The following is a 13,822-nucleotide window of genomic DNA, read 5'->3' as shown; positions in this document are numbered from 1 at the left end:
ACTCCTTAATTGGTTGAGAACTCTATTTCTTGCGATAGGCGCGAGCTAACAGGTTTCCCGTCAACCAATTTTGGTTTAAATGTCCATTTAGAGACTGTTTTTCTTGCCGCTCGACCGAGGCCTAAGCGTCGTGGTTGCTCTTTAAGAACTTTGATGTCCTCTACGGCACCACGTGCGTTGACAGTAAACTCTAATAAGACGACCCCTTTTTCTATTCCTGCTTTCGCAGCTTTCCTAGGCATTTGAGGTTGGAATGTCGCTAGAGGTGTTGGACCTCCGCTACCCGCGAGTTGCGCACCTCCACCCTGGCTATAATGTCCAAGCACCGAACCACCTGTAACATTTACGGGTAGGTCAAGCTTTGGCATATCCATTGGGGTCTGCTCCATCACCGGTTTTACTGTCGCTGTCACTTTCATTTCTGGCGGCGGCGGCGGACGCTTAGGCGGTGGTGGCTTTGGAAGTTCGCGTTTTTTCTCCTGTATTTTTTCGTCTGGTTTAATGCGAATAAACTCGACCATACGCAGGTCATCATTCGACACTAACTCGTGGCGCTCTTTGTTTACTAGCTTGTCCATCCCCCAGAACAACCCGAGGGAGACAATGAGCGCCAGTGCAATTGAGGCCAGATACCGCATAAGCTTAATCCTTATTGGTTGCGGCAATGGAGATGCTTTCTACACCTGCCATTTTGATCTGGTCCATAACCTTCACGACTACGCCAGCATTTGCTTCTGTGTCGGCTTGGATAACAACTGCGCCATCAGGGCTTTCTGCACGAAGACGTTCAATATTCGCGCGAACCGCGTCCACTTCGATGCGGCGTTTATCAACCCAAACATCACCCGCCGCACCAACTGCGACCATGATGTTACCTTTTTTCACGGTTTGCGCAGAGCTTGCCGTCGGGCGGTTTACTTCTAGACCAGCTTCTTTTACGAACGATGTTGTTACGATAAAGAAGATCAACATGATGAATACGATGTCGAGCATCGGTGTCATATCGATAGCGGTTTCATCACTGCTATCACTGCTATAGCGTCTTTTCATGACCTATACCTCTAATTCCATTTACTCAGGCAATATGCTTTAGCTTATCTTCCAGCTTTTGCGTTGTGACTTTGGCTAAATGATCAAGACGTGAACTAAAGAACAGTCCTGATAGAGAAGCCACCATCCCGGCTAAAGTTGGGATTGTTGCCTTTGAGATCCCCGAGGCCATTGCTCGAGGGCTTCCTGTTCCTGTTACCGCTAAGATGTCGAATACTTGGATCATGCCAACAACGGTGCCGAGCAAACCCAGTAAGGGACAAAGCGCAATCAATACTTTCACGATTGGCAGGCCCTTTTTATTCTCAATGTCCTGACGAGAAACAATTTCTTGTCGGATCATCTTAGCGTTCCAGCTCTGGTGCTCTGAGCGCCCCTGCCATGAGCCAACGGCTTTTTTCATGGCTTTTGGAGCGACGGCAGCAAAATAGAACCAACGTTCTAACAATACTGCCCACAGCATAAAGCTGAGGATGAAGATGGCGACGAGTACATCGCCACCCATTCCCAAGAAGCGCCTAATTGATTCAAGTTCTCCAACTAACCACCACATAACGCCTCCTTAGCTTTCGGCTTTATGTAGTTTTTCCTGATAGCGAGCGATGAAGCCTGCACTCTGTTCTTCAAGAGTTTGAACTAAACGACGACCTTTACTGTGTACGATGGTGTAAAGGAACAGCAATGGAATTGCGACAACCAGACCTAGCATGGTTGTAACAAGAGCTTCAGAAATACCGCCAGCCATCAGTTTAGGATCGCCAGTACCGAACAGAGTAATGGCTTGGAATGTGCCGATCATACCCATTACCGTACCCAGTAGACCAAGTAGAGGTGCTACAGAAGCAAATAGCTTGATTGAACTGATGAAGCGTTCAATGCTTGGAGCGTTACGTAGAATGATTTCGTCCAGCTTCGCTTCCAGATCTTCAAGGTTGTCACCTTTGTGCTCTTGGTAAGCCTGGATAACTTCACCCAATGGGTTACCAGGAATCACAGTTTCTGATTTCGCTTGCTTACGCATTTTACCGCCAATCACTTGAAGGCGTAGGAAGCAAACTAGAGCAATGATAGCGCCAACTGCACCCATACCAAGGATGACGTAACCTACAATGCCACCTTGATCAATACGTTCTTGAACGGTAGGGCTTTGTACAAGTAGAGACAGAATTACACCACGGGATGGGTCAATAAACAGTGGCTCATAGCTGTTTGACGCTGACTCAAAGCCCGCAACATGACGTGTAATATTGGTGCGAGGCTGTCGAGAGAGTTCTTCGAACTTACCTGTTTGAGGTACATAAGTAACGTACTTACCATCGGCAATCGCGTTAAATTCACCGACAAGAGTAACATCGCGAACCGCTTCTTTACCTTCGCCATAAACAACCGTTGCTTGGGTTGTTGCTGTCTCGCCTGAGGCAACCACTTGTTGAAGAATGGTATGCCAGAATGCTTCTAGCTCTTGTGTTGATGGCAGTTCTTTACTTTCAGCCAGTTTCGTTAGTAGAGCGTCACGCTCTGGGAACTGAACTGCGTTTTGAGAGGCTGCAAATAAGCCTTTAAACTCGCCCGCATATTGGCGGACCACACCAAACATTTCGCCCAAAGTACCAGAGCGAACACGTAAGGTTTCTGTTAGTTCAGTCAGCTGCTTATCGTTTTCATCAAATGTCGCTTTAAGTTGATCGCCCAGTGCTTGCTGTGAAGCTAGCTCTTCACGAGCCTGTTGCAATAATGCTGCTTGCTTATCTCGGTTGTTCTTGAACTCAGCTTCACGGGCTTTGTTCTCTTTTGACTCAACGATGCTTTCTGATTTTACGTTTTTGAGTAGTTCAGATAGGTTTTTAGGCGTTTCTGCTTGTACGCCTGAAGCCATAAATAAGCTCGCTAGTAGACCAGCGGCTAGAGTTTTGAATCCTTTCATCTCTTATTCCTCCCCAGCATATACAGGCAATTTGATTAGCGCTGGTGGCGCTTGCTTCTTCGCGATACGAAGGCCTTGCTGTACCGTTATGCGGTAGCTTTCCGGTAATGTTTCCCATTGACGTGTTTGTTGGTTCCACATACCTGTCTCACCACCGTCTGGAGATTGGAATAAAAGCGCCGTGCGACCAATACGTAGGAAGTCGTAAGTCACGGTTTCCCCATTTCTATCTAGGCTAGCTTTGTAAGATTCAATTGAGCGAGAGAAACCTTCTTCAATTTGGTAGGCTTCCATCACTTTACGGAATTTCTCAGAAGTCGTTACGTCGGCGCGATCCATGAGACGACGCAGTTCTTGGACACGTTTATTACGTTCTTTTTTCTGGAAAGGTAGATCGAGAGTCACAAACTCATCGAGTGCATCGATCATTTTAAGTGTTAGTGGCACTACTTCTGTTGCCGTTTGATCGATCTGAGCAATTTGGTTATTTAATGAGTCCAATTCACCTTGCTGTGATTGAACCATACGGTTAATTTGCTCGTTGTAGACTTTCATGCTGTCGATTTGACGTAGTAAGCCTTTGTATTCTGCCAACATGCCTTCAGTACTTTCGGCATAATTGTCGATTTTTTGTTGCGAAGCTTCTGAAGATTGATTTGCTTTTGCTTGTGTGGAAACGACAGCACCAGAGTTGGCCGCTATAGAGCTACTACTGATAGTAAGCAATGCTGCAGCTATGGCACTGAGACCAAATTCCTTGAATTTCATGGTTGCATCCTTGTCAGTGTTTTAGTCAGTCGAAAAGGGCGCGGAAAACCCGCGCCAAATATTTTTTAGAAGTCGTATGATGCCTCGACGTATAGCTGACGTCCGATTGGATCGTCATACCCAGTTGCATAGAATGGAGAGGTATCGCTTAGAGGATCTGCAGGCGGTACTTTGTCAAACATGTTGATAGCACCAAGAGTTACACGACCACTCTCGTTGAATTGGTAAGAAGCCGTTAGGTTCCACGTTGTCATACTAGCGATTTCTGCTTTGTAACCCGCTTTTTTAGCAGAATCACAGTCATCAAAGTAGTAACGGTTTGCGTAGCTTGAACACATACGGTCGCGGTATTTACCAAATAGGTTGATAGCGACATCTTCATATGCCCAGCCAAGATTTAACGTTGCGGTGTATTCAGGCATGAAATCTCTTTCATCCGTTACAGGCTCGCTGTCGTTTTCTTGATATTCAGCAATCAAGATCTTCGTTACAGCAACACGCGTGTTAAATGAACCGAACTCATTAGTGTCGTATGCGTATTTGATCGCTAGGTCAATACCAGAACGCTCTTCATACGACTGGTTCACTGGACCATAGGATACCGACTTGATGGTGCCATCTGGGTTACGAACGACTTCAGTACCCGGGTATTTACCTGGATCGTTAATTACGTCTTGGTAAGTTGGTGCTGTTACGACGTCTTCCATCTTGATGTGGTACCAGTCAACAGTTACACCAAGATCATCCACAGGCTCCCACGCTAGGCCCAAGTTAATGTTTGTACTTGTTTCTTCTTTCAGCTCAGAGTTAGGGCCATTAAGCGTATCGAAGTACTGAGTATCACACTCTGGGTACTTGTCTTTATCTTGTGGGCCGCTACCACCAGCGTTGGCACAAAGCACAGGGTCAAAACCAGAACCAAAGCCTCGAGTTTGATCACCAAATAGTCGCTTCAAGTCTGGAGCTCGGAAGCCTAGACCGTAGCTACCACGTAGCAATAGGGTGTCAGTAGGACGGTATGCTAGGGCTACTTTAGGAGTGAATGCGCCGCCAGTTGCCGAGTCGTCGAAGTAGTGGTCGTAACGACCAGCGACAGTCATTTCTAAATCTTCAATGATAGGAATAAGAGCTTCAACACCAAGACCAATCTGATCACGGTCACCGCCGCCTGATGTTCCACCTAGACCAGAGAAACCACCAGCTGCTGTTGTCGCATCAATCGTCTCATTGTAGTCAGTACGGTTCCATTCACCATAAACAGCAAAGCCAGACATACCTGCAGGAAGTTCAACCAAATCACCAGCCAGTGAGCCGTTAACAGAGTAAAGCTTTGAGTAAGCTTCTTTGCTTGAAGTGCCGCTGTATTTGTCTACAACGTCTTGAGAGATAGGCCCTAGAAGATCGACATCACCATTTTGTACAGCTTGGTCGAGAGTTAGGAAGATTGCTGGGTTGCTTGTTTCAACGCTTTGCTCAGAGTAACCAGCGGATAGGTCCCAATCATACGTATCAGCAAGCAGGCCGTTCAAGCCTAAGGTTAAGCCAAAAGAATCGGCTTCAGTGTTACTTTCGCGTGGTCCAAATTCGACCATACGGCGAGTGTATTCGCCTTCGCCGCGGAAGTGAGTGGCATCAACTTCAACGCTGTAAGGGTTAGGTTCGAATTCAGATTCTGTAGACTTGTAGCCAAAACGGGCTTCTGCCATGGCAGTGACATTGTCGTTAATGTCCATTTCACCACGTAAAAGTAGGTCTACTTGTTTGTTTTCTGGTTTTAATGTTCGGTATGCAGAGCGGTTAACACCACACTTTCCATCCGCTCGTTCAATCGCGGCATCACCAACGACTTCTTTACAGGAAGAACCAGCATCAGCTGGTGTTAGAAGTGTTCCGTTGGCGCCTTCAAAGTTTGCACCGTAGCTAGAGTAGCCACTTAGCTGAGAACGGCTAGAACCGTCATCGCCAGCCCAATCATCTCGGTCAGATTGCTTTAGCATTTCGTTGCCCGCAAATTGGCCAACGAAGAGAATACGTTTGTCGTCAAAGTTTTTGCCAGCTACAACGTCTAAACGACCATTTTGGTAACCACCATCCGTCGCGTCACCCGCGCGTACTTTTACAGAAACGCCATCAAAGTCTTTCTTTAAAATGAAGTTTACGACACCACCGATTGCGTCGGAGCCGTAGATAGCAGAACCTGAGTCGGTCATTACTTCAACACGCTCAATAGCGGCGACAGGGATTTGGCCGATATCTTGGAAGTTAGATGTACCATCTTGTGCTAGCGGGTATTGAGGAAGACGACGGCCATCAATAAGAATCAATGTGCGTGACGCGCCAAGGCCACGTAAGTTGACTGACTGCGCTGCTGGTGTAAACGAGAAAGAGTCTGTTTGAGCCATTACACCACCTGTGTTTTGGGTCAAACTGTTCAATACGTCTTGCGCGCTGTTAAAGCCTTTAGACTCAATGTCTTTACTATTAATAACAGTAACTGGTGAAGGACCTTCCATATCCGTCGTGGAGATACGCGAACCAGTAACTTTCATCTTTTGAAGTTTTTCAACTTGCTGCTCTTCTGCCAGTGCTGTTGCTGGGGCTGCAACTGCTGCTGTCCCCAAAGCAAGGCTTATCGCAACAGATAAAGCGGTTGTGTTTTTATACATCCTTGTTGCTCCGATTATTATTATTTCCTATGTCTGGCCGCATAGCGGCCAAATGTGACGTTAATATTTCGTTAACGTTCGGCCAATGTATAACCGAGATGAAAAAAGGAAGTCAAACCAGTGGTAAACGGGGATGCTTAAATGTAAAAAAGATGTAAATAACCAGGCTTTGTTTAAAAGGCGGAATAAAAAACCGAATAAGGTTTATGCATCGAGATTAAATTTCAATAAAACACCGTATTTTGTGTTTCTTATAAACTTTAATGACTTATCTTGCCTATGGTTTTTTAGTGGGTAATTGAATCTGGAAAAAGATATTTTTCCAGTGAATTGTTCTGAGATGAGTTTTATATCGAATCCATACTTTGTTAGCTCGAACTTATTAGGTGGTATCAAAATATGATACCCATTGCTGTTAAAGGGCTCACTCGTATTTTTAGGTCAAATATAACCTTGGATTATGTGTCTATTTATGTGTGTAGGGTGCATTTTTATGTAGGGTTTTGGCTCTAAACAGCCTAGATTGATATTCTGTATGAATTATTTTTGTGGTTTTTTATAATTTTTTACAAAAACATTTCTGTTTTTCGACATCGAAGGAAGTTTGTCATGTTTTGGTTTCAAACACTTGAAGCTGATGTGGATTCAAGATAAATATGACGCTGAAATTATTGCAGTAGTAGAAAAGTCTAGCTCTTGAGGCGCAGGGAGTGTGCTTCAACAGTTTTAGTTACTACGAGATAAATATGCACCATTTTGGGCGGAAAATATCCTCTTTCACTCCGTTTGAACTGGACAGTAGACAAGGAGCAAGTTGTATATGCTGTCGTACTTTTTACGCCGTTTGGCGTTGGTTATCCCAACGTTTCTCGGGATAACTATTCTCATCTTTGCTATCACTCGTTTCGTGCCTGGCGGACCTGTTGAACGCATGTTGTCACAAATGCAGTCTCAGGGAGATGGCGCCGCATCAATGACGTCTGCGGGTGGTAATACGGCTCTTTCTGACGATCAAATCGCGGAGCTGAATGCGTTTTATGGCCTGGATAAACCTGTAACGGAAGCGTACGTCGAGTGGTTAAGTCGTTTGGTAATGCTAGATCTTGGCGAGTCGACGCGTTACTACGAGCCTGTCTCGGATATGATCGCAGAGCGTTTGCCAGTGTCGTTGTTTTATGGCGGCATGACCTTCTTTATTAGTTATTTTATCTCGATTCCTCTTGGTTACTATAAGGCGCTCAAGCACGGTTCTGTGTTTGATTCCGCCTCTTCAGTACTCATTTTCGTAGGCTACGCGCTACCAGGTTATGTGGTGGGTGTATTGCTGATCACGTTATTTAGTTATCACTTGGAATGGTTTCCGATGGGAGGCTTTGTCGGCGATGACTTCGACGATTACGAAACCTTCTTTGAACGCGCTAAAGACATTATGTGGCATGCGGTGTTGCCTTTGATCTGTTACCTCATTGGTGATTTTGCCACGCTGACGATGACAATGAAAAATAACCTGATGGAAAACCTTTCCTCAGATTACATCCGCACCGCAATTGCGAAAGGATTACCTTTCAAAAAAGCAGTTCGTAAGCACGCGTTGCGTAACAGCTTAATTCCGATCGCGAGTCACTTTGGTAACTCTTTGTTGTTCTTCATGACCGGTGCCTTCCTGATTGAAGTTATCTTCAATATTGATGGCATTGGCTTATTGGGTTACGAATCAATCATGGAGCGTGATTACCCTGTTGTTATGGGTATTGTCGCCATTAATGCGTTGTTACTGCTCATTGGTAACATCATTTCAGATATTTGTGTTGCTTTAGTCGACCCACGTGTGAAGTTTGGAGCGTAACATGATTAAAGTTAGTCCATTAACTCAAAAGAAAATTCGTCACTTTAAAGAGATCAAACGAGGCTATTGGTCGTTTGTTGCTCTTTCTATCATGTTGATCCTTTCTCTATTCGCCGAACTTTTGATCAACAGTAAAGCGCTAGTCGTCAAGTACGATGGTAGCTACTATTTTCCTGTTGTCAGTGACGTACGTTTAGGTAGCGAATTCGGCCAAGAGTCATCCAGTGAAGCCGATTATCGTGTACTGCAAAAAGCGTTTGAGGCTGAAGGGGGCGACAACTTTGTTATTTTGCCGCTTGTGCCGTGGAACCCATACGAACAAGATTTTAGTGGTGATTTCCCGCCAACAGCGCCTAGTGCCGAAAATAAGCATTATTTAGGTACAGATGTGATAGGTCGCGATATTTTGGCGCGACTCGTCTACGGATTCAGAACGGCGATGGGATTTGCGTTGCTTACGATGGCCATTTCCTACGCGATCGGTACTGCAGTCGGTTGTGCTATGGGTTTTTGGGGCGGTAAATTTGACTTGTTTGTACAGCGACTTATCGAAATCTGGTCAATGGTCCCGTTTTTGTACGTCATTATGATTCTTGTCTCAATCGTTCAACCGACGTTTGCTCTCTTTGTCGCTATTAACGTGCTTTTCACTTGGATGGGTATGACATGGTACATGCGGACCATGACTTATAAAGAAGCGGCACGAGAATATGTAATGGCGGCTCGTGCTTTAGGGGCATCGACCGGACGTATCTTGTTTAATCACATCTTGCCAAATACGATGGTGATGATTGTAACCCTAGCGCCTTTCACTATTGCAGCTAACATCACAGCACTGACTGCTCTCGATTACCTAGGCTTAGGCTTGATGCCACCAACGCCAAGTTGGGGTGAACTACTGCAACAAGGTAAGTCAAACTTAGATTCGCCATGGATTGTTGCGTCAGTAGTGACTTCTATTGTTCTGGTTCTGGTAATGGTGACCTTTATTGGTGAAGCCATTCGAGCGGCTTTCGACCCGAAAAAATTCACACGCTATGTTTAAGCGAGCATTGTGAGCAAAACATAAAAAAGGGAAGTTTTATGAAGAAATTATTTTTAGCGTCCACGCTGAGCGCCCTGAGTTTTGGTGCAATGTCAGCAACGCTTCCGACTGACTTAAACTGGCAAACAAACTGGGATGAGCCTCAATATGGTTCGCCAGAAGCGAAACGTGGAGGGACTTATCGCACCTTTATGTCAAGTTTCCCGCAGACGTTACGTAGTGTTGGCCCAGACGCTAATGCAGGGCTACGTTCTTTTATCTTAGATGAAACACCAGGCTTGGTGGTCCGCCACCCAGATACTTTAGAGTTCATCCCTGAGCTTGCTAACGAGTGGGCGTTAGCAGGTGACAACAAAACGGTCTATTTCAAACTCAACCCTGAAGCCAAATGGTCGGACGGCAAACCTGTGACTGCCGACGATTTCGTGTTCATGCTGAAGTTTTATCGTTCCAAGGACATCTTGGAGCCTTGGTACAACGATTACTACAACAAAACGATTGCGGATGTTATCAAGTACGACACTCACACGTTTGCTGTTAAGGCGGCGAAAGAGTTTAATCCGGAAGAGTTGCTGTTACGAATGGGGGCCCTGCGCCCACGTCCCGCACATTTTTATGCTAACCCTTCAAAAGATGAAAATGGTGACGGTATACATGACAACTTTGTCCGCTACTACAATTTTAAAAGTGAACCAACGACCAGTGCATACTACCTAGATGACATTAAAAAAGGTAAAAGTGTGACCTTCAAACATGTCGGTGAAGACTGGTGGGGTTACAGCAATAAGTATTATCAACATCGTTATAATGTCGACAAAATCCGCATCACAGTGATTCGCGACAGTGATATCGCGATGAAGCACTTTGAGAAAGGGAAGCTGGACGCATTTGGTCTTGTTTTACCAAGCTTATGGCATGATAAATCGAATACGGAACCTTACCAAAAGGGATACATTCAAAAGTTCTGGGGTTACAACCAATTCCCAGTTGGGGCTGGTGGTGTATGGATGAACACCGCGATGCCTTTGCTGGATGATTTAAACATTCGCAAGGGCATTACTTACGCGATTGACTTTGATGGCATGATAGAGAATGTCATGCGTGGCGACTACTCCCGTAAACCAAACCCGACCGGTTATGGTCATGGTAAATACACCCTACCAGATGCTAAGGCACCGAAGTTTGATCCCGCAAAAGCGGCCGAGGCATTCGAAGCCGCAGGCTTTAACAAAATTGGTTCTGATGGTATTCGTGTTAATGATAAAGGTGAGCGCTTAAGCTTCGAGCTGACCTACGGAACACCTGTTCATACTCCTCGTATTGCATTTTTGCGTGAGCAAGCCAAGCTAGCAGGGCTGGATATTGAGCTCAAGTTAGTTGATGGCTCATCCATGTTCAAATACGTACGTGAGAAAAAGCACGATTTGGCTTTCTTAGATATGGGTACGTCTGAGATCCCAACGTATTGGGAGTACTTCCATTCAGTCAATGCGAACAAGCCGCAAACTAACTCTTTCACAAACTACAGCACGCCTGAACTGGATGAAAAGATCATCGAGTATCGTTTTGGCATGGATATGGATAAAAAGATCCAGCTAGGTCATGAGATTCAGCGTGACATCATTGATGCTCACGTTATCGTCCCAGGCTACATGGTTCCTTATGTCCGCTATGGTCACTGGCGCTGGTTAAAGTTTCCAGATAAGCCAATGAATCGCATGACAGAGGCGCTGTTCAGTGGTGCAATCATAGGCGATGGCACTTACTGGATTGATAGTGATATCAAAAAAGAAACGAAACAAGCGATGAAGTCAGGCAAAGCTTTTGAACCTGTTGTTGTCGTAGATGACACTTATAAGCTGTAAGGATTGGTTATGGAAAACGATGTAATCCTAAGTGTTAAAGATCTCGAAGTTGAATTTACCACCGATGATGGGCCAGTGAAGGTTCTGCATGGTGTGAACTTTGATGTGAGAGCTGGACGTACACTCGGTCTGGTAGGAGAGTCAGGTAGTGGTAAGAGCGTAACCTCAATGTCGATCATGGGGCTATTACCTAAGCCATATGGCAACATTATCAAAGGTGAAGTGAATTATCGCGGCACCAACCTAGTTGATTTGCCTGCGGAAGAGATGTACGCCATGCGTGGCGATCGCATTTCGATCATCTTCCAAGACCCGATGACGGCGCTCAACCCAGTGCACACCATTGGTCGTCAAATATGTGAAGTGCTTGAGCTCCATCGACCTGAGCTCGACAAAAAGGAGCGGGAGGCGTACGCGATTGAAATGCTGGCAAAAGTAAAAATTCCAATGCCAGAGAAGCGATTGAATGAGTATCCCCATAACCTATCTGGTGGTATGCGCCAGCGTGTCATGATCGCGATGGCATTGGCCTGTAAGCCGGATATTCTGATTTGTGATGAACCGACTACAGCGTTGGATGTTACGGTTCAGGCGTCTATCCTTGAACTGATGAACGATCTTCAGGAAGAAACGGGCATGGCGATGATATTCATCACTCACGATCTCGGGGTTGTGGCAGAAGTGTGTGATGATGTTGCCGTGATGTATGGCGGGCGTATTGTCGAAAAAGCAGAAATTTTTGAGTTGTTTGATAACCCACAGCACCCATATACAGAGCGTTTGATGGGGCTGATGCCGAGCTTAGATAATGAGCCAAAGCAGATGATCGATATCAAGCCTATTGATGCCAGTATGTTTGCCAGTTAACTGAGCAAAGTGAACCAGTCATAAAAGAGGATGTTATGGCAAAAGAAGTATTAAGAATTGAAAATCTTAAGCAGCACTTTGTTTCTGGTAAAGGGCTGTTCAAGAAAGGCTACACCATCAAAGCGGTAGACGGAGTTTCACTGTCTGTTTCTGAAGGTGAAACACTGGGGCTAGTTGGTGAGTCAGGTTGTGGTAAAAGCACCCTTGGTCGCACGATCTTAAAGTTATACGAGCCAACGGAAGGTAAGATTTTCTTTGAAGGTAAAGACATCACAAAATTGTCTGTGAAAGAGATGCGCTCGCTGCGTAAAGACATGCAAATCGTCTTTCAAGACCCAATGGAGTCACTCAATCAGCGTCATACCATCGGTATGATTCTGGAAGAACCGTTTGTTATTCATAAAATTGGCACGCCAACAGAGCGTAAACAATGGGTAAAAGAGCTTTTAATCAAAGTGGGATTACCAGAAACGGCAGTAAACCGTTATCCACATGAATTTTCAGGCGGACAACGGCAGCGTATCGGTATCGCTCGCGCGATTGCATTGAAGCCTAAACTGCTGATTTGTGATGAATCGGTATCTGCGTTAGATGTGTCGGTACAGGCGCAAATCTTGAACCTATTGCTACAACTGCAACAAGAAATGAACTTGGCGATCATATTTATCTCTCACGATCTCTCTGTGGTGAAACATGTCTCTGACAAAGTTGCCGTGATGTATTTTGGTAAAGTGGTAGAAGCAGGCAGCGCTAAAGAAATTTATGCAAACCCGCAAAACGAATACACCAAAAAACTCCTATCTGCGATTCCGATCACTCACCCTAAATATCGGAAGAAAAAGCGCGTAGCTGAAAAAAAGCAGCAAGTGGCGTAAGTGATGCCACAGGTCCTATAACACAAAAGCGCTCCGCCAAATAAGCGGAGCGTTTTTATAAGCAAATGCCAGGACTTGGAGTCGATTCGCACTGATGTTTATTCTGATTGATTGAAGATCGTTGCATGCTAAACTCAAGGCCTATTTTCTTTGTTTGGATAATGGACCATGCCGTCGAATTTACCGAAATCCTTTAGTCGACCTTTCCTGAAAATCTTCCATATTTTGGAGGCGGTGTTATTAGTCTCTATTACCTTGGCGACGTTGTACGCCATGATGCAAGAGTTTGTGCACGTATTTGTAGAGAAGCGTGTCTTACTCACGGATATTCTTTTGATGTTTATCTATCTGGAAGTGCTCGCCATGGTGCAGCAGTTCGTGATGAACGGTAAAATTCCGGTACGCTATCCTATCTACATCGCGATGATGGCGATCGCCCGCTACATCACACTCGGAATGAAAGAACTGGATGCGGTTTTGGTTGTGTGGTTATCTCTGGCTGCGTTTATTTTGGCTGCGGCTACTTTGCTGATCAGAATTGGACACCATTATTGGCCCTACGTTGATAACAGTACCTTGGAAAAAGACGAATAAAAGAAAGCCCCGTATTAGCGGGGCTTTTTTGTTTCAATACTCGATGACTTTTAGATCATTCAATGTTTTGGATCTGAATGTTGATTGTCAGGATAAAGTTTTTAATTAACAATGCCTTAAATTATGGCATGTGATTGGGTTCTGATTTGTGTCATCGGTTTTGTCATCATCCAAACAAGGGCTAACTGCCTTACGGAAGGTGCATCTTAAAAAAATGGAATGCATTACGAACCACTCTTGAACAATTGTATGGATAATAAGTACTCCAATCGGGTAAGGTGAGACCCAGACTTTAGCTGCAACTAAAGTTCTTCTATCTGGT

Annotated in this window: 12 protein-coding genes; 6 read left to right on the top strand and 6 right to left on the bottom strand. The window is 45.1% G+C overall.

Going from position 1 to position 13,822, the window contains the following annotated elements:
- Nucleotides 1-5: 5 nt before the first annotated feature.
- From R7Z49_RS13815 to R7Z49_RS13790, 6 genes are all read right to left on the bottom strand, one after another.
- A complete protein-coding gene (locus R7Z49_RS13815; RefSeq protein WP_005379353.1) occupies nucleotides 6-638 on the bottom strand; it encodes an energy transducer TonB in 633 nt (210 codons plus the stop codon).
- A 4-nt stretch (nucleotides 639-642) separates the two neighbouring features.
- The gene (locus R7Z49_RS13810; RefSeq protein WP_005379359.1) at nucleotides 643-1,050 is read right to left on the bottom strand and encodes an ExbD/TolR family protein; all 408 of its coding nucleotides are present in this window, start codon (nucleotides 1,048-1,050) and stop codon (nucleotides 643-645) included.
- Between the two features lie 25 nt (nucleotides 1,051-1,075).
- Nucleotides 1,076-1,603: a MotA/TolQ/ExbB proton channel family protein gene (locus R7Z49_RS13805; protein ID WP_005379363.1), complete on the bottom strand. Its 528-nt coding sequence runs from the start codon at nucleotides 1,601-1,603 to the stop codon at nucleotides 1,076-1,078.
- Between the two features lie 9 nt (nucleotides 1,604-1,612).
- Nucleotides 1,613-2,974: a MotA/TolQ/ExbB proton channel family protein gene (locus R7Z49_RS13800; RefSeq protein WP_017634999.1), complete on the bottom strand. Its 1,362-nt coding sequence runs from the start codon at nucleotides 2,972-2,974 to the stop codon at nucleotides 1,613-1,615.
- A gap of 3 nt (nucleotides 2,975-2,977) precedes the next feature.
- Entirely contained in the window at nucleotides 2,978-3,742 is a 765-nt protein-coding gene (locus tag R7Z49_RS13795) for a DUF3450 domain-containing protein (protein ID WP_318111750.1), read from the bottom strand.
- A gap of 65 nt (nucleotides 3,743-3,807) precedes the next feature.
- Nucleotides 3,808-6,408 carry a TonB-dependent receptor plug domain-containing protein gene (locus tag R7Z49_RS13790; RefSeq protein ID WP_017634998.1) on the bottom strand — a complete coding sequence of 867 codons (2,601 nt, stop codon included), beginning with the start codon at nucleotides 6,406-6,408 and terminating at the stop codon, nucleotides 3,808-3,810.
- Between the two features lie 820 nt (nucleotides 6,409-7,228).
- Here R7Z49_RS13790 and R7Z49_RS13785 point away from each other — a divergent pair.
- The 6 genes from R7Z49_RS13785 (at nucleotide 7,229) to R7Z49_RS13760 (ending at nucleotide 13,500) form a co-directional block, all read left to right on the top strand.
- On the top strand, nucleotides 7,229-8,254 hold the full coding sequence (locus R7Z49_RS13785) for an ABC transporter permease subunit (protein WP_005384771.1): 1,026 nt from the start codon (nucleotides 7,229-7,231) through the stop codon (nucleotides 8,252-8,254).
- Nucleotide 8,255: 1 nt separating this feature from the next.
- Entirely contained in the window at nucleotides 8,256-9,299 is a 1,044-nt protein-coding gene (locus R7Z49_RS13780) for an ABC transporter permease (protein ID WP_005379369.1), read from the top strand.
- A gap of 38 nt (nucleotides 9,300-9,337) precedes the next feature.
- Entirely contained in the window at nucleotides 9,338-11,164 is a 1,827-nt protein-coding gene (locus R7Z49_RS13775; protein ID WP_017634997.1) for an extracellular solute-binding protein, read from the top strand.
- 9 nt (nucleotides 11,165-11,173) lie between these two features.
- Complete coding sequence (locus R7Z49_RS13770) at nucleotides 11,174-12,031, top strand: ABC transporter ATP-binding protein (protein ID WP_318111749.1); 858 nt, start codon at nucleotides 11,174-11,176, stop codon at nucleotides 12,029-12,031.
- A gap of 35 nt (nucleotides 12,032-12,066) precedes the next feature.
- A complete protein-coding gene (locus R7Z49_RS13765) occupies nucleotides 12,067-12,906 on the top strand; it encodes an ABC transporter ATP-binding protein (protein WP_005379372.1) in 840 nt (279 codons plus the stop codon).
- Nucleotides 12,907-13,074: 168 nt separating this feature from the next.
- The gene (locus R7Z49_RS13760; RefSeq protein WP_025768316.1) at nucleotides 13,075-13,500 is read left to right on the top strand and encodes a phosphate-starvation-inducible protein PsiE; all 426 of its coding nucleotides are present in this window, start codon (nucleotides 13,075-13,077) and stop codon (nucleotides 13,498-13,500) included.
- Nucleotides 13,501-13,822: the final 322 nt, after the last annotated feature.

It is taken from the genome of Vibrio sp. 1562 (genome assembly GCF_033340155.1).
Classification (GTDB): Bacteria; Pseudomonadota; Gammaproteobacteria; order Enterobacterales; family Vibrionaceae; genus Vibrio; species Vibrio alginolyticus.
The sequence above is the reverse complement of the archived record's forward strand: the minus strand, read 5'-3'. Positions and strand labels throughout refer to the sequence as shown.

Coding starts and splice junctions, on each gene's coding strand:
- R7Z49_RS13795 (WP_318111750.1), bottom strand. CDS start 3,742: ATGAAATTCAAGGAATTTGGTCTCAGTGCCATAGCTGCAGCATTGCTT.
- R7Z49_RS13805 (WP_005379363.1), bottom strand. CDS start 1,603: ATGTGGTGGTTAGTTGGAGAACTTGAATCAATTAGGCGCTTCTTGGGA.
- R7Z49_RS13810 (WP_005379359.1), bottom strand. CDS start 1,050: ATGAAAAGACGCTATAGCAGTGATAGCAGTGATGAAACCGCTATCGAT.
- R7Z49_RS13780 (WP_005379369.1), top strand. CDS start 8,256: ATGATTAAAGTTAGTCCATTAACTCAAAAGAAAATTCGTCACTTTAAA.
- R7Z49_RS13800 (WP_017634999.1), bottom strand. CDS start 2,974: ATGAAAGGATTCAAAACTCTAGCCGCTGGTCTACTAGCGAGCTTATTT.
- R7Z49_RS13815 (WP_005379353.1), bottom strand. CDS start 638: ATGCGGTATCTGGCCTCAATTGCACTGGCGCTCATTGTCTCCCTCGGG.
- R7Z49_RS13775 (WP_017634997.1), top strand. CDS start 9,338: ATGAAGAAATTATTTTTAGCGTCCACGCTGAGCGCCCTGAGTTTTGGT.
- R7Z49_RS13765 (WP_005379372.1), top strand. CDS start 12,067: ATGGCAAAAGAAGTATTAAGAATTGAAAATCTTAAGCAGCACTTTGTT.
- R7Z49_RS13760 (WP_025768316.1), top strand. CDS start 13,075: ATGCCGTCGAATTTACCGAAATCCTTTAGTCGACCTTTCCTGAAAATC.
- R7Z49_RS13785 (WP_005384771.1), top strand. CDS start 7,229: ATGCTGTCGTACTTTTTACGCCGTTTGGCGTTGGTTATCCCAACGTTT.
- R7Z49_RS13770 (WP_318111749.1), top strand. CDS start 11,174: ATGGAAAACGATGTAATCCTAAGTGTTAAAGATCTCGAAGTTGAATTT.
- R7Z49_RS13790 (WP_017634998.1), bottom strand. CDS start 6,408: ATGTATAAAAACACAACCGCTTTATCTGTTGCGATAAGCCTTGCTTTG.